This window comes from Bacillus sp. FSL K6-3458 (assembly GCF_038005045.1).
Classification (GTDB): Bacteria; Bacillota; Bacilli; order Bacillales; family Bacillaceae; genus Bacillus; species Bacillus altitudinis.
On sequence record NZ_JBBOSI010000001.1, the window covers coordinates 255,258 to 270,170 of the forward strand.

At 42.4% G+C, this 14,913-nt stretch carries 16 protein-coding genes; 14 read left to right on the top strand and 2 right to left on the bottom strand.

Going from position 1 to position 14,913, the window contains the following annotated elements:
• The first annotated feature begins 57 nt into the window (after nt 1–57).
• From rpsF to wrbA, 8 genes are all read left to right on the top strand, one after another.
• Nucleotides 58–345 carry a 30S ribosomal protein S6 gene (rpsF, locus tag MHH23_RS01455; RefSeq protein WP_008347557.1) on the top strand — a complete coding sequence of 96 codons (288 nt, stop codon included), beginning with the start codon at nt 58–60 and terminating at the stop codon, nt 343–345.
• Between the two features lie 36 nt (nt 346–381).
• Nucleotides 382–924, top strand: coding sequence for a single-stranded DNA-binding protein SsbA (ssbA, locus tag MHH23_RS01460; RefSeq protein WP_007497456.1), 543 nt, complete (start codon nt 382–384; stop codon nt 922–924).
• A 41-nt stretch (nt 925–965) separates the two neighbouring features.
• Nucleotides 966–1,205, top strand: coding sequence for a 30S ribosomal protein S18 (rpsR, locus tag MHH23_RS01465; RefSeq protein WP_008347556.1), 240 nt, complete (start codon nt 966–968; stop codon nt 1,203–1,205).
• A gap of 199 nt (nt 1,206–1,404) precedes the next feature.
• Complete coding sequence (locus MHH23_RS01470; RefSeq protein WP_268430246.1) at nt 1,405–2,370, top strand: ABC transporter ATP-binding protein; 966 nt, start codon at nt 1,405–1,407, stop codon at nt 2,368–2,370.
• Entirely contained in the window at nt 2,363–3,880 is a 1,518-nt protein-coding gene (locus tag MHH23_RS01475) for an ABC transporter permease/substrate-binding protein (protein WP_340958738.1), read from the top strand. The genes MHH23_RS01470 and MHH23_RS01475 overlap by 8 nt, the downstream gene beginning before the upstream one ends.
• Nucleotides 3,881–4,071: 191 nt before the next feature.
• Nucleotides 4,072–5,043, top strand: coding sequence for a ring-cleaving dioxygenase (locus tag MHH23_RS01480; RefSeq protein WP_172793269.1), 972 nt, complete (start codon nt 4,072–4,074; stop codon nt 5,041–5,043).
• A complete protein-coding gene (locus MHH23_RS01485) occupies nt 5,040–5,651 on the top strand; it encodes an alpha/beta hydrolase (RefSeq protein ID WP_039169022.1) in 612 nt (203 codons plus the stop codon). Before MHH23_RS01480 ends, MHH23_RS01485 begins: the two co-directional genes overlap by 4 nt.
• A 59-nt stretch (nt 5,652–5,710) precedes the next feature.
• Complete coding sequence (gene wrbA, locus MHH23_RS01490) at nt 5,711–6,334, top strand: NAD(P)H:quinone oxidoreductase (protein ID WP_045034926.1); 624 nt, start codon at nt 5,711–5,713, stop codon at nt 6,332–6,334.
• Between the two features lie 48 nt (nt 6,335–6,382).
• Here wrbA and katX read toward each other — a convergent pair whose 3' ends face one another.
• Nucleotides 6,383–7,972, bottom strand: coding sequence for a catalase KatX (katX, locus tag MHH23_RS01495; RefSeq protein WP_340958739.1), 1,590 nt, complete (start codon nt 7,970–7,972; stop codon nt 6,383–6,385).
• 106 nt (nt 7,973–8,078) lie between these two features.
• Here katX and MHH23_RS01500 point away from each other — a divergent pair, with 106 nt between their 5' ends.
• The 3 genes from MHH23_RS01500 (at nt 8,079) to MHH23_RS01510 (ending at nt 10,242) form a co-directional block, all read left to right on the top strand.
• Entirely contained in the window at nt 8,079–8,738 is a 660-nt protein-coding gene (locus MHH23_RS01500; protein ID WP_340958740.1) for a hypothetical protein, read from the top strand.
• Nucleotides 8,739–8,889: 151 nt separating this feature from the next.
• On the top strand, nt 8,890–9,384 hold the full coding sequence (locus MHH23_RS01505; RefSeq protein ID WP_007497431.1) for an RNA polymerase sigma factor: 495 nt from the start codon (nt 8,890–8,892) through the stop codon (nt 9,382–9,384).
• Nucleotides 9,385–10,242: a DUF3298 and DUF4163 domain-containing protein gene (locus MHH23_RS01510; protein WP_017368457.1), complete on the top strand. Its 858-nt coding sequence runs from the start codon at nt 9,385–9,387 to the stop codon at nt 10,240–10,242.
• 44 nt (nt 10,243–10,286) lie between these two features.
• On the opposite strand, the gene MHH23_RS01515 is transcribed toward MHH23_RS01510, so the two are convergent.
• The gene (locus MHH23_RS01515; RefSeq protein ID WP_024718447.1) at nt 10,287–11,216 is read right to left on the bottom strand and encodes a manganese-dependent inorganic pyrophosphatase; all 930 of its coding nucleotides are present in this window, start codon (nt 11,214–11,216) and stop codon (nt 10,287–10,289) included.
• A 303-nt stretch (nt 11,217–11,519) separates the two neighbouring features.
• Between MHH23_RS01515 and MHH23_RS01520 the strand changes: the two genes are divergently transcribed.
• The 3 genes from MHH23_RS01520 to rplI are packed head-to-tail and all read left to right on the top strand — an operon-like array spanning nt 11,520 to nt 14,913.
• Entirely contained in the window at nt 11,520–12,467 is a 948-nt protein-coding gene (locus MHH23_RS01520; protein WP_008347532.1) for a YybS family protein, read from the top strand.
• Nucleotides 12,468–12,487: 20 nt separating this feature from the next.
• Nucleotides 12,488–14,467, top strand: coding sequence for a DHH family phosphoesterase (locus MHH23_RS01525; protein ID WP_340958741.1), 1,980 nt, complete (start codon nt 12,488–12,490; stop codon nt 14,465–14,467).
• Nucleotides 14,464–14,913 carry a 50S ribosomal protein L9 gene (gene rplI, locus MHH23_RS01530; protein ID WP_008359128.1) on the top strand — a complete coding sequence of 150 codons (450 nt, stop codon included), beginning with the start codon at nt 14,464–14,466 and terminating at the stop codon, nt 14,911–14,913. Before MHH23_RS01525 ends, rplI begins: the two co-directional genes overlap by 4 nt.

Genomic DNA, 14,913 nt, shown 5'->3' on the forward strand with positions numbered 1-14,913 from the left:
TAATTTATTGCTCCTTGCCCGTATAGGGCCGCTTAGACCAAAAGGAGGTGCAATCAGATGAGAAAGTACGAAGTTATGTACATCATCCGCCCAACAGTTGACGATGAGGCTAAAAAAGCAGTTATCGACCGTTTTAATAACGTGTTAACTTCTAACGGTGCGGAGATCACTGGAACAAAGGATTGGGGTAAACGTCGTCTTGCATACGAAATCAACGATTTCCGTGAAGGCTTCTACCAAATCGTAAACGTTCAATCTGACGCTGCAGCAGTTCAAGAATTTGACCGCTTAGCTAAGATCAGTGACGATATCATTCGCCACATTGTTGTTAAAGAAGAAGAATAAATCATTGAAATATATATTTAAAGGTGGTCTTTCAATATGCTAAACCGTGTTGTATTGGTCGGAAGACTAACAAAAGACCCTGAGCTTCGCTACACGCCTAATGGTGCGGCTGTAGCCACGTTTACTCTAGCTGTGAATCGTACGTTTACGAATCAATCTGGAGAGCGTGAAGCCGATTTCATTAACTGTGTTACTTGGAGAAGACAAGCCGAGAACGTGGCTAATTTCTTGAAAAAAGGAAGTCTTGCCGGTGTAGACGGTCGCTTGCAGACAAGAAACTATGAAAACCAGCAAGGACAGCGTGTCTTCGTGACAGAAGTTCAAGCTGAAAGTGTTCAATTTCTTGAGCCTAAAAGCGGCGGTGCTGGTTCAGGTGGATACAGCGGCGGTGGCAATAGCGGAGGCCAGTATTATGGCGGCAGCCAAAATGATCAGAATCCATTTGGAAATGAACCAAGTCAAAATCCATATGGCAATCAAAACAACCAAAATCGTAATCAGGGAAATAGCTTCAATGATGACCCATTTGCGAATGATGGTAAACCGATTGACATCTCCGATGATGATTTGCCATTCTAATTGATCTGAAAAAAATGACCAAAGGAAAGGTGTGAAAACAAATGGCAGGTGGACGCAGAGGCGGTCGTGCGAAACGTCGTAAAGTATGTTTCTTTACTTCTAACGGAATCACGCACATCGATTACAAAGATGTTGATCTTCTTAGAAAGTTTGTTTCTGAGCGTGGTAAAATTTTACCTCGTCGTGTAACAGGAACTAGCGCTAAGTATCAACGTAAATTGACATTAGCGATTAAAAAATCACGTCAAATGGCATTACTTCCATACGTTACTGGTGAGTAAGTCGTTGACTTAAAAGCGAAGGGCCTTGAGCTCTTCGCTTTTTTTATTTGTCTCACTTTTATGAGAAAGTCGTTTCTGGCAGTCTAACTAGGGGAAGTATGTAAAAAGAGAGTCAACGTGACAGTTTGTTCTATACAAATACTAGGTTAATCTGTCATATTGGTATTTTAAAATATACTTGCAGTCAGGGCGTGGGAAGATGATTGAATTTAAGAATGTATCGATGCAATTTTCTGATGACCGCTATGCCGTTCAATCTGTTGATTTGGAGATTCAGAAAGGTGAATTTTTTGTATTGATTGGACCTAGTGGAAGCGGGAAAACGACGACTTTGAAAATGATCAATCGTCTCATCTCTTCTACAGAAGGTGAGATTTACATAAAGGGTCGAACCATCAGCGATTATGATATTTATGAGCTGCGCTGGGATATTGGTTATGTGCTTCAGCAAATAGCGTTGTTCCCTCATATGACCATAGAAGAGAATATTGCTGTAGTGCCAGAGCTGAAACAATGGAAGCGGGCTGAGACGAATCAGCGTGTTGATGAGTTGATGTTCATGGTGGGGCTTGAGCCTGCTACCTATCGACATCGAAAGCCAGCAGAGCTTTCAGGAGGACAGCAGCAGCGAGTCGGCGTAGCACGGGCACTTGCTGCTGATCCTGAGATTGTCCTAATGGATGAACCTTTTAGTGCGTTAGATCCACTGACGAGAGAGAAATTACAAGATGATCTGCTTGAGTTACAGCGCCGTATTCAAAAGACCATCGTTTTTGTGACACATGATATGCAGGAAGCCATGAAGCTTGGGGATCGGATATGTGTGATGAATGAAGGAAAAGTGGTGCAGGTTGGACGCCCAGAGGAATTGATTCAGCATCCAGTGAATCCATTTGTGCGGGAGTTTGTTTCAGGAGCTGCCCATCATGTAGACCATCAAGCATTTGAGCTGACAACTATTTCTCAGCCCATGCCTCAAGATGATCTGTTAGGCGATGAGGTGGTCTCCATCCATGCGACGCTGGAAGAGGTTCTATCTCGACTGGCAGAGCATGAAGAGCTTGTTGTTGAGAAGGATGGGGAACGGATTGGACTCATCACTCGTCAAGCGGTGATTCAGTATTTAGCCGGTACTTCTGCTGAGAGGGGCGAGACACATGAATGAATGGACCAGTGTGCTATGGGCTCGAAAAGATCAGCTCGGACACGCCTTACTTGAGCATATTCAAATTTCCTTCATTGCGTTATTTCTAGCGATTTTGATTGCCATTCCATTAGGGATTTATTTAACGAGAGTCCCTAAGATAGCAGAGTGGATCATTGGGGTGACGGCTGTCTTGCAGACAATTCCGTCTTTGGCGCTGCTTGGACTACTGATTCCTCTCGTTGGGATTGGTCAAGTGCCCGCAATTATCGCTCTTGTCGTCTATGCTCTTCTTCCTATTTTAAGGAACACATATACAGGCATTCGTGAGGTCGATCCGTCGCTGCGGGAAGCGGCGCTCGCTATGGGAATGAATCACCGCAAACGCTTATTAAAAGTAGAACTCCCTCTTGCTATGCCGGTGATCATGGCAGGTATCCGAACGGGGATGGTCCTCATTGTAGGGACAGCCACTCTTGCAGCTCTTATTGGGGCAGGTGGATTAGGGAGTCTGATTCTGCTTGGAATTGATCGAAATGATATGTCTTTGATCATCATTGGTGCTATTCCAGCTGCATTACTTGCGCTCTTATTTGATGTGGTCTTGCGGACACTTGAGAAAATCTCCTTTAAAAAAACCGTGATCTCTGTGACGGTCTTTGCTGTAATAGCAGGAGCAGTTGTCGCTACCCCATTGCTGTTTCAACAAGAAAAGAAAGAGATCACCATTGGAGGGAAGCTGGGGTCAGAGCCTGAAATTTTGATCTCTATGTATAAGCTTTTAATTGAGCAGGATACAGATATCCAAGTCAATCTTAAGCCTGGTCTTGGTAAGACGTCCTTTGTTTTTCAAGCACTGCGGTCTGGTGATATTGACATCTATCCTGAATTTACAGGGACAGCGATTTCTGAATTTCTGAAAGAAACAGCGAAAAGCACGGATAAGGAAAAAGTGTATGAGCAAGCGCGCCAAGGTTTGGTGTCATCCTTTCAGCTTCAGCTTCTCCTGCCGATGGCTTATAACAATACATATGCTTTAGCCGTGCCTCAATCACTAGCGGATCAATATGATTTATCAAAAATTTCAGATCTGGGTCAAATCAAGAATCGTATACGTGCTGGCTTTACTTTAGAGTTTTCTGATCGTCAGGATGGATATTTAGGCATTCAAAAAGCTTATCAGTTTTCTTTTGGCGACGTGGTCACGATGGAACCGAAACTTCGATATCGAGCCATTCAAAAAGGGAATATTCAGTTGGTCGATGCGTATTCGACAGACAGTGAATTGAGACAATACAAGTTGAAGGTGCTGGATGACGACAAGCATGTTTTCCCGCCCTATCAAGGAGCGCCTTTGCTAAGACAGGAGACATTAAAAGAGTATCCTGAGATTGAGGCCTCTCTCAACAAGCTCGCTGGTCAAATCACAGATGATGAGATGAGAGAAATGAATTACGAAGTCAATGTGAAGGGGAAAGATGCATTTCAAGTAGCCGAAGCCTATTTAAAAAAGAAAAAATTGCTTCAATAATCAAGGGGAAGCAGGTCTGCTATATATAAAGCGGCCTGCTTTTTGAAAAGAAAAAAACAAAAATCATTGACATCTATTTCAAAAAAGAATATCCTTAATTCGAGATAAATATATTTTTTGGTCATATATCTCGAATTCGAGATAATATAAAAGCGTTAGTCAAGACATAATGAGTAGAGACATGTTACGTCATGAAGAGGAGGTCATTAGAAGTGAAGAAAACAGAAGGAATTCACCATATCACAGCAATTGTTGGTCATCCTCAGGAGAACGTTGATTTTTATGCAGGTGTTTTAGGTCTGCGTCTCGTGAAAAAGACCGTCAATTTTGATGATCCAGGCACATACCATTTATATTTTGGAAATGAAGGAGGTTCTCCAGGTACCATTATTACGTTTTTCCCTTGGCCAGGTGCACAAAAGGGACAAATTGGAGCAGGTCAAGTAGGTGTGACAACATATGTCGTACCGACCGGTGCCTTCTCTTTTTGGAAGGAACGCCTTGAGCAGTTTGACGTTTCTTATGAAATGATTGAACGCTTTGGTGAGGCCTTTCTCTCATTTGAAGATCCGCACGGTTTATTGATAGAACTTGTAGAGCGTGAAGAAGGAAAACAGAATGACTGGACATTTAATGGGGTGACACCAGAAGTAGCGATTAAAGGGTTTGGCGGAGCTGTTTTATTAACTTCACAGCCTGAGCAAACGATGCAGCTGCTAGAGCAAACGATGGGACTTGAAAAAGTCGGCACAGAAGGAGATTATGTGAGATTCCGTTCGTTTGGAGAAATCGGCAATGTCATTGATGTGAACAAGACACCTGTTGCACGAGGACGTATGGGCGTGGGAGTTGTACATCATATTGCGTGGAGAGCAACAGATGATCAGGATCAATTAGATTGGCAAAGCCATATTGCGCAAAGCGGATATCAAGTGACGCCTGTGCAAGATCGAAATTATTTCAATGCGATTTATTTTAGAGAGCTTGGCGGCATATTATTTGAGATTGCGACCGATCCTCCAGGGTTTGCACACGATGAATCTGTGGAAACGATGGGTGAAGCGTTGAAACTGCCACCGCAATATGAGGCGCAGCGTAGTCAAATTGAACAAATCGTGCTGCCGATTGAGGTAAGAGAAATCAAAGGGAAAGGAGATTCATGATGAAGCATCTTTTTCAAAAAGGAAAGAATGAACAAAAGCCTGTCCTTCTCATGCTGCATGGAACTGGCGGGACAGAGCAAGACTTATTGCCGCTTGCAGAAGTGGTAGACCCTGAAGCATCTGTTCTTAGTGTGAGAGGAAATGTATCAGAAAACGGTATGCCGCGTTTTTTCAGGCGTTTGGCAGAGGGTGTTTTTGATGAGCAAGATTTAATTGAGCGTACAGATGAATTATATACATTTATCGGGGAAGCAGCAGATAAGTATGGATTTGATCGTCACAATGTGGTAGCCATCGGCTATTCAAACGGGGCGAACATTGCTGGAAGTCTGTTATTCCATTACGGAGATGCGCTGAAAGGAGCGATCCTGCATCATCCAATGGTCCCAAGACGAGGGGTTTCATTACCTTCATTAGCGGGGAAACAAGTCTTTATAGCAGCTGGTGAAAATGACCCAATGTGTCGTCCTGAGGAATCTCAGGAACTGGAGCAACTGCTTCAGGAGGCGGGAGCATCCGTAACGCTTCATTGGGAAAATCGTGGACATCAACTAACGAGAGAAGAAGTCGATGCTGCGGCATTGTGGTATCGTCGTCAATTTAAATAAGGTGGGGAATACAGGTGGGATTTTTACAGAAGCTATTTGGGCAAACCAAACAAAAGGAGATGGAACAAGTGGAAAACGTAAAACTAGCGATTATTTATTATAGTTCAACAGGTACAAACTATCAGATGGCAAAATGGGCTGAGGCTGGAGCGAAAGAAGCTGGTGCTGAAGTCAAAATTTTAAAGGTTCCTGAATTGGCACCAGAAGCAGTTGTTGCATCAAATCCAGCATGGAAAGCACATTTAGATGAAACAAAAGATGTCCCTGAAGTTCAGTTAAGTGACTTAGAGTGGGCAGATGCCATTATTTTCAGCATGCCGACACGTTTCGGTAACTTACCGGCTCAAATGAAGCAATTCTTAGACACAACAGGCGGTTTATGGTTCCAAGGGAAACTAGCAAACAAAGCAGTGAGTGCGATGACATCTGCACAAAACCCAAATGGCGGACAGGAGCAGACAGTTCTGAGCCTTTATACAACGATGTTCCACTGGGGAGCCATTATTGCCGCTCCTGGATACACGGATGATTCCCTATACGGCGCAGGGGGTAACCCTTACGGTGTGAGTGTGACTGTTGACCAAAATGGAAAGATCCAAGAGGATGCAGAAGCAGCCGCAAAACATCAGGCGAAACGTACAGTAAATGTAGCAGAATGGATCAAAAAAGGTCAAAACGCTTAATAGATGTATACAAAAAGAATGCAGCCACTCCGCTGCATTCTTTTTTCATTAATAAGGATCTGAAGGTGTGCTGTTGTTGATCGCATCGTTGACAGCCTGTGCCGCGCCTGTTGATCCAATGGGACCGCTTGGCTCCTCTTGTTTGAAGGCTTTTAAGCCATCGGCCACACGTTTTCCGTAGTCAGGATCAGCTTTTGTGAAGTTTTCGATCATTTGGTCTTGGATGTCTTTTTGACAGGTAGCTAAGGTGTTGACTAAGTTTTTAATCAGTTCCTCACGTTCCCAATCATTGAAGCGGCGATAGGTTTCTCCGGCTTGTCCGAAATTGTTCGGGCGGTCAATGGCTTCTCGTTTGACTTCACCCTCTACAAAAGGCGTATGATCCTTTCCATCTTGCTGCGATTCTTTTAATCCTCCGAGAATGGACGGTTCATAATTCACATGGGGGTTTTGTCCTTTTCCTTGATCCACATGATATTCCATTTGCCCATCTCGCTGATTGGTGGCAACATGCTTTTTCGGGGCATTGATCGGCAGCTGTAAATAATTTGGCCCGACTCGATATCGCTGCGTATCAGAGTAAGAGAAGGTACGTCCTTGCAGCAATTTATCATCTGAGAAATCTAATCCGTCTACAAGAACCCCCGTCCCAAAGGCAACCTGTTCCACTTCTGCAAAATAATTTTCTGGATTTTTGTTTAGCACCATTCGTCCGATCGGTTTCCATGGATAGTCATCCTTGTACCAGAGCTTTGTTGGATCGAGTGGATCAAAGTCTAGATGGGGGTGGGTGTCATCTTCCATGATTTGCGCGTATACTTCCCATTCAGGATGATCCCCTTGTTCAATGGCTTCATATAAATCCTGTGTGGCATGATTAAAGTTTTCCCCTTGAATGGCTTGGGCTTGTTCTTGTGTCAGGTTGCGAATTCCTTGCTTTGGTTCAAAGTGATATTTGACCAACACTGCTTTTCCTTCATGATTCACCCATTTATAGGCATGGACGCCAGAGCCTTGCATGTGCCGGTATGTGGCAGGAATGCCCCATGGCGAGAAGAGAAATGTCACCATATGTGTTGCTTCAGGTGATTGTGAAACGAAATCAAAAATGCGCTCACCATCCTGACGATTGGTGACAGGGTCAGGCTTAAAGGCATGAACCAAATCAGGGAATTTCAAAGCATCTCGAATAAAGAAAATTTTGAGGTTGTTCCCAACGAGATCCCAGTTGCCGTCTTCTGTATAAAATTTGATCGCAAATCCCCGCGGATCGCGTAAAGTTTCTGGTGAATGTCCGCCGTGAATAACAGAAGAGAATCGAACGAAGACAGGGGTCTTTTTTCCTTTCTCTTGAAATAATTTGGCTCTAGTATAAGTGGAAATGGGTTCGTCACCGAATGTACCGTAGGCTTCAAAGTATCCGTGTGCGCCAGCACCTCGTGCGTGAACGACACGTTCAGGGATGCGTTCACGATCAAAATGACTGATTTTCTCTAGGAAATCGTAATTTTCAAGCGTAGTCGGTCCTCTATTCCCAACGGTTCTCATGTTTTGATTATCTGTTACTGGGTGACCTTGGCGATTCGTCAAGGTTTCTTCTGACTCTGAAGATGATGTAGGCTGTTGATCTTCTTTCAAGGTAGAATCCCTCCTTCAATATCTCCCTAACAATATGGTCATGTTGCTCCCTATTTCATACAAGGATTGATATAATGAGTGAAAACTTTTATGAGGAGCGGACCTAATGATTCGATTGCACTGCCTTCACGCACATCCATCTAATATTTCTTACATTGACGACGCTTTCTATGACACAGGATTTGATCTGCATCACATCGTCGATTCATCCTTTATGGAACGAGCCAAACAAGATCCCGCATTTGATCTTGAGCAGCAGCAAACCTATGCTATCAACAGACTCATGCAAGAAGAAGAGGCTGATCTTGTTTTATTAACGTGTACACAATACATTGCGGCTTTGGGGGAGCAGCAGCACCTGTTCAAACAACCAATTGTTCCTATAGATGAGCCGTTATTTGAGCAGATTTGTGAGCGAGAGGGTCCGCTTCAGCTAGTGTTTTCAAACCCAGATACAGTAGAAGGAACGATGAAGCGACTGTCTTCATTTGTAAAAGAGCGGGGAAAGCAGTTGAAGGCAGAAGTGGTTGTGCTAGAGGATGTCTTTCATCTTTGCTTGAACGGTGATATACAAGCCTACCATGAGCGAATTATGGAACAGTTAAGGCAATCTGTGAAGCAGCAGTATGGAGATATTTGTGTGATGCAGCTCTCGATGGTTCACGCTGCAAAGCAGGTGGAGCAGGAAACAGGAGTGTCCATCATTCATCCGCTATCACCACTCAAACCATTTGTTTATCAAAAAATAACTACTCTAAAAGAGTGAACCCGCCACAGGTTCGCTCTTTTTGTATAGAAACGTAAATGGGATGACATGTTAAAAAAATAATGGAGCGCAAACTATTTTTAACAGGTGCGCGTCTATCCAATGTAAGAAATAACAGATGCGCATTTAAGATAAAGGAGCTCTTTGTAAAATGAAGAAACGAAAGATTGATGATCAATTTGCGGATTACGTAATGGAGCATAAACACAGTTTTTATCGATTGTCCTATAGCTATGTCAAAAACCCAGAAGATGCGATGGATGTCGTTCAAGAGGCGATTCATAAAGCACTCAAATCTGTTCACCGATTAGAGGATGCGACCAAGATGCATAGCTGGTTTTATAAAATCGTCGTAAACGCTGCCCTCGACTTTTTACGAAAGAAGAAGCGTGTGCAAGTGACAGACGATGATACGCTGGAATTTTTATCACAGGGTGAATCGGATGTCTATGAGGATCAAGATGTCAGACGAGCGATAGAAGATTTGCCGGAGATGTATCGGGTCATCATTATATTAAGATTCTTTGAGGATTTAAAGCTAGAGGACATTGCTCATATTCTTGGAGAAAATGAAAACACCATTAAAACAAGATTATATAAGGCGTTGCGGCTTTTAAAAGTAGAATTATCGCAGGAGGAAATATAAATGGATAAGCATTTGGAACAGTTAAAAGAGGAATATCTAGAAATCCCTATTCCCCCGGAATACGATGCTATGGTTGAACGGACATTAAAACGAAAAAACAAGCAACCTCATTTTCAGAAATGGACGATCGGACTTGTTGCTGCGGCTGCTTTATTTGTCACCACTGTAAATGTCAGTCCGCAGGCAGCAAGAGCGATTTCAGAAGTACCTGTCATTGGAGAGCTTGTGAAAGTCGTGACGTTCACAGAATTTAAAAAGAGCGATCAGGGAACAAATATTGATCTCAAAACACCACATGTTTCAGGGCTTGGGGACGGAAAATTACAAGACAGCCTGAATCAAAAATATTTAGCTGAAAACAAAAAGCTGTATCAAGATTTTGAAAAGGAAACAAAGGGTTATAAAAATGGTCATTTGAGTGTAGAGAGCGGATATGAAGTAAGAACAAACAATGATCAAATTCTTTCACTAGGTCGATACAAGGTGACGACTCAGGCTTCTGCGGCAGAGGAAATGACATATGATACGGTGGATAAGAAAAACCATGTACTCATTACATTACCAAGTCTGTTTAAAGATGACCGTTATATTGATGTGATTAGTGAAAATATTAAAGAACAAATGAAAAAACAGATGAAAGAGGATTCAAATAAGATTTACTGGATGACGAAGCAAGATACGGTTGATCCGTTTAAGAAGATTCAGCCAGATCAAAGCTTCTATATCAATTCAAAAGGCAAACTGGTGATTTCCTTCAACGAATATGATGTGGCGCCTGGTTACATGGGTGTAGTTGAATTCACGATTCCAACAAGCGTGCTAAAGGATATTCTTGTCAGCGATATGTACATTCATTAAAAGAAGAAAAAAGACTGCTGAAGATGTCAGCAGTCTTTTTATGTTTATGAAGAAAGTGCGTCTGTTAGTGCAGGCACGACTTGTTTCTTTCTTGATACAACACCTTTTAGTAAAGCAGTGTTGTTTTCAAGTGTGACATTGAATGCTTTTTCTACTTTTGCTGCTTCAGCACCAAGTGCAAGCGTAAGAGAGTCATTTTCTAGAATGTCTGTGATCACTAAAACAAATAGATCAAGACCTTTCGCTGCGATGACTTCATTGATTTTTGCTTCGATGTCAGCTTGTCTTGCTGTTACTTCAGCGATATCAACTGTATTAACTTGTGCAATTTCGACTTTGCTGTTACCTAGTGCAAATTCTTTTGCATCCAGTGTGATTAATTCTTGAACTGTTTTTTGGCTTAGGTCAGCTCCTGCTTTCAGCATATCTAAACCATATACTTCAGGGTCTACTCCTGCGATTTTTGCCAGCTCATGCGCAGCATCAACATCCTGCTGTGTGCATGTTGGGGATTTGAATAGCAAGGAATCAGAAATGATCGCAGACAAAAGCAAACCAGCGATTTCTTTTTCAATTGTGACTTGGTGCTCTTTGTACATTTTGTTTAAGATCGTTGCTGTGCAGCCAACTGGCTCAGCACGATAGTAAAGAGGTTCACTTGTTTCAAAGTTGGCAATACGGTGATGGTCAATGACCTCTGTCACTTGTACTTGATCAATATCGCTTACACTTTGTTGGAATTCGTTATGATCGACAAGAATGACTTGTTTTGTTTCGTTTGCAGCCGTTTCAATGAAACGAGGTGCTTCTTGTTTAAAGAAATCTAATGCGTATTGTGTTTCTCCATTGATTTCTCCAAGTCTGACAGCTTCTGCTTGAACGCCAATTTTGTTTTTCAGATCAGCGTAAGCGATAGCAGAGCAAATCGTGTCTGTGTCAGGGTTTTTGTGTCCGAATACGAGTGTTTTTCCCATGTGAATTCTCCTTCTTACTTTTATTGATGATGTTTCTATTCTAACAGCTTTTGACCTTGAATTCAGGGTTTATAGCTAAGAATAATCTAAAAAATTGTAACATGCTGTCTGAAAAGTTGCATGTACAAGACGATCTAAGTTGTTCCACGTGAAACGTTCTTGGAATAGCCTGCATTTTACTTGCGATTTACGGCTATGGTAAAATAAAGGTTGGGTCAAGATATGACGGAGCGTACATCGTACGTATACATAGAAGTACACATTGAGCAAGATATAGAAAAATGATTGGATTGAGGTGAAGGTGTGAAACAAACAAAAGCGTTAGTAGAAGGCGCTATCATGATCAGTATTTTTGCGGTCATGACGCTGTTTTATTTGTATGTGCCACTTTTAGCCATTATTTTCTTCATGGCTGCTCCGATTCCGATCATTCTCTATACAATCAGGCATGGCTTGAAAAAAGGAATTGCGGCTGGCGCTATTGGCATAGTGATCAGCTTTTTAATTGGGTCAATTAATGGGCTTTTAAGTGCGCCAATGCTGATTGCTGTTGGAGTAGGTATGGGTGTTTTCTACAGCAGGAGGCAGCCAGGTCAGGCTATTATTACGGGTGCGCTGATCTACTTATTCAGTTTTCTCATTTACTTTGTTGTCAGTGTCCAGCTGTTTCAAGTAGATATACTGGGTGTCGCAAAGGAATCAATTGACCAAATCATGCCGATGGTAGAGAGTACCTTAAAACAATCTGGCGCTTCTGATCAGGACATAGCAAAACAACTCAAGCAGTTTAGAGAGATGCAGGATACGGCATTAAATTCTTTACCTGTAGCGCTTTTGATTTTTGTCACGCTCATGTCTTTCGTCAATCATTGGTTTGTGCGGCCGTTGATCAAACGGTTTGTTCCAGACATGCCAGCTCTTAAGAAATTTAAGGATATGCGGCTGCCAAAAAGCATGGTATGGTATTATTTACTCACACTGCTTTTGATGCTGATTCAGCCGGAGAAAGGCAGCTTTTTATCGCTCGTGCAAACGAGTGCTTTTCAAATTTTATTTATACTGGTGCTTATTCAGGGCTTTTCTTTTATCTTCTATTATTGCCACGAAAAAAACATCTCAAAAGTGGTACCCATTTTTGCCGTCGTATTGACGATTCTCTTTCCGCCAATCGGTGTGATTGTGCGTATTATAGGGATTGCTGACATAGGCTTTGATTTAAGAGAAAAAGTAAAAACAAATAATTCACTCTGAATGTTGAGGAGTTGATATCAGTGCCAAGCTTCTATCGAAAACCTGTCATCAAGTATCCGATCTTCGCGTTAATTGTTCTTGCGGTGATCACAGTCCTCCTCAACCTTTATTTTAATTGGATCATAGGAGCGGTTGGTCTTTTAGTCCTTGCGGGTGTGCTCTACTTTTTAAAGTGGGCAGATACGCAGGTGCAAAAAGAGATTGATTCATATATTTCAACATTATCCTATCGAGTCAAAAAGGTTGGAGAAGAAGCATTAATGGAGATGCCAATTGGTATTATGCTGTTTAATGACCAGTATTATATCGAATGGACCAATCCATTTCTCGCTTCGTGCTTCCATGAAAGCACACTTGTCGGCAGATCCTTGTATGATACATTTGAATCCATTGTGCCTCTTATTAAACAAGAGGTTGAGACAGAAAATGTGACGCTGAATGACCGGAAATTCAAAGTCATTATTAAACGGTCAGAGCGCCTTTTATATTTCTTTGATGTCACGGAACAAGTGCAGATTGAAAGACAGTATGAAAATGAACGAACGGTGTTATCTTATATCTTTTTAGACAATTATGATGATGTGACGCAGGGTCTTGATGATCAGGTGCGTAGCGCGATAAATAGTGAAGTCACATCGCTGTTAAACAATTGGGCACAAGAATACGGCATTTTCTTAAAAAGAATTTCATCTGAACGATTTATGGCTGTATTAAACGAGAGCATCTTAGCAGAGCTTGAAACATCGAAGTTTTCCATTTTAGACGAGGTTCGTGAGAAAACAGGGGCACATAGCGCCACACTTACCCTTAGTATTGGAATCGGTGCGTCTGTTCCTTCTTTAAAAGAACTTGGCGCACTTGCGCAGTCGAGTCTTGACCTTGCCCTCGGACGAGGCGGGGATCAGGTAGCGATTAAACAGCCGAATGGGAAAGTGAAATTCTACGGTGGAAAAACCAATCCAATGGAAAAACGGACACGAGTACGCGCACGGGTCATTTCACATGCTTTAAAAGAAATTGTATCTGAAAGCGGTAATGTCATGATCATGGGGCATAAGTTCCCCGACATGGACTCTATTGGTGCCTCGATCGGGATTTTAAAGGTTGCTCAAGCGAATGGAAAAGAAGGTTACATCGTCATTGATGCCAACCAGATTGGGGATAGCGTTCAACGCTTAATTAGTGAAATTAAGAATTATGAAGAACTTTGGTCCCGTTTTATCACGCCTGAGGAAGCGATGGAGCTTGCAAAGGATGACACATTGCTTGTGGTCGTAGATACACATAAACCGTCCCTTGTGATGGAAGAACGACTGCTAAATAAGATCGAAAACGTCGTTGTCATTGACCACCATAGACGTGGTGAGGAATTTATCCGTGATCCTTTACTTGTCTATATGGAGCCGTATGCTTCATCTACAGCAGAACTTGTGACAGAGCTGTTAGAGTATCAGCCGAAGAAATTGCGGATTAACATGATTGAGGCCACAGCACTTCTTGCTGGGATTATCGTGGATACGAAGAGTTTCTCCCTCAGAACGGGGTCAAGAACGTTCGATGCAGCATCCTACCTTCGTGCAAAAGGGGCAGATCCTGTCCTTGTGCAAAAGTTTTTGAAAGAGACAGTCGATCATTACATCAAACGGGCAAAGCTCATTCAGCATACAGAGCTGTATCAAAATCAGGTAGCGATTGCTTCCTTGCCGTCTGACAGATCTGAGTATTATGATCAAATTACGATCGCACAGACGGCTGATTCTCTCTTGTCGATGAGTGAGGTTGAAGCATCATTTGCTGTCGCAAGGCGAGATGACGATACGGTCTGTATTAGTGCAAGATCGTTAGGGGATATCAACGTTCAAATTATTATGGAAGCATTAGATGGCGGCGGTCATTTGACTAACGCTGCGACCCAGATTTATGGTATAACCATTGAAGAAGCGGTAGAGAAGTTAAAAGCTGCCATAGACGAATATTTCGAAGGAGGGGTTCAAAGATGAAAGTCATCTTTCTAAAAGACGTAAAAGGCAAAGGGAAAAAAGGCGAAGTCAAAAATGTAGCTGACGGATACGCTCACAACTTTCTCATCAAACAAGGGTTAGCTGTTGAAGCAACTCCAACGAACCTAAGTGCATTGGAAGGGCAGAAAAACAAAGAGAAAAAGAATGCCATCCAAGAGCTTGAGCAAGCGAAACAATTAAAAGAAACACTTGAGGCGCTGACAGTGGAACTCACTGCTAAATCAGGTGAAGGCGGTCGTCTATTTGGTTCGATTACAAGCAAACAGATCGCTGATAAATTGCAAAAAGATCATCAAATCAAACTCGATAAGCGTAAAATTGAGTTGAATGATGCCATCCGTGCGCTAGGATACACAAATGTACCGGTGAAGCTTCACCCAGAAGTACAAGCAACATTAAAGGTGCACGTCACAGAACAAGCATAA

What these genes read in the sequence shown, in the direction of transcription:
- rpsF (WP_008347557.1), top strand. Translation starts at nt 58, where the DNA reads ATGAGAAAGTACGAAGTTATGTACATCATCCGCCCAACAGTTGACGAT.
- ssbA (WP_007497456.1), top strand. Translation starts at nt 382, where the DNA reads ATGCTAAACCGTGTTGTATTGGTCGGAAGACTAACAAAAGACCCTGAG.
- rpsR (WP_008347556.1), top strand. Translation starts at nt 966, where the DNA reads ATGGCAGGTGGACGCAGAGGCGGTCGTGCGAAACGTCGTAAAGTATGT.
- MHH23_RS01470 (WP_268430246.1), top strand. Translation starts at nt 1,405, where the DNA reads ATGATTGAATTTAAGAATGTATCGATGCAATTTTCTGATGACCGCTAT.
- MHH23_RS01475 (WP_340958738.1), top strand. Translation starts at nt 2,363, where the DNA reads ATGAATGAATGGACCAGTGTGCTATGGGCTCGAAAAGATCAGCTCGGA.
- MHH23_RS01480 (WP_172793269.1), top strand. Translation starts at nt 4,072, where the DNA reads ATGAAGAGGAGGTCATTAGAAGTGAAGAAAACAGAAGGAATTCACCAT.
- MHH23_RS01485 (WP_039169022.1), top strand. Translation starts at nt 5,040, where the DNA reads ATGATGAAGCATCTTTTTCAAAAAGGAAAGAATGAACAAAAGCCTGTC.
- wrbA (WP_045034926.1), top strand. Translation starts at nt 5,711, where the DNA reads ATGGAACAAGTGGAAAACGTAAAACTAGCGATTATTTATTATAGTTCA.
- MHH23_RS01500 (WP_340958740.1), top strand. Translation starts at nt 8,079, where the DNA reads ATGATTCGATTGCACTGCCTTCACGCACATCCATCTAATATTTCTTAC.
- MHH23_RS01505 (WP_007497431.1), top strand. Translation starts at nt 8,890, where the DNA reads ATGAAGAAACGAAAGATTGATGATCAATTTGCGGATTACGTAATGGAG.
- MHH23_RS01510 (WP_017368457.1), top strand. Translation starts at nt 9,385, where the DNA reads ATGGATAAGCATTTGGAACAGTTAAAAGAGGAATATCTAGAAATCCCT.
- MHH23_RS01515 (WP_024718447.1), bottom strand. Translation starts at nt 11,216, where the DNA reads ATGGGAAAAACACTCGTATTCGGACACAAAAACCCTGACACAGACACG.
- rplI (WP_008359128.1), top strand. Translation starts at nt 14,464, where the DNA reads ATGAAAGTCATCTTTCTAAAAGACGTAAAAGGCAAAGGGAAAAAAGGC.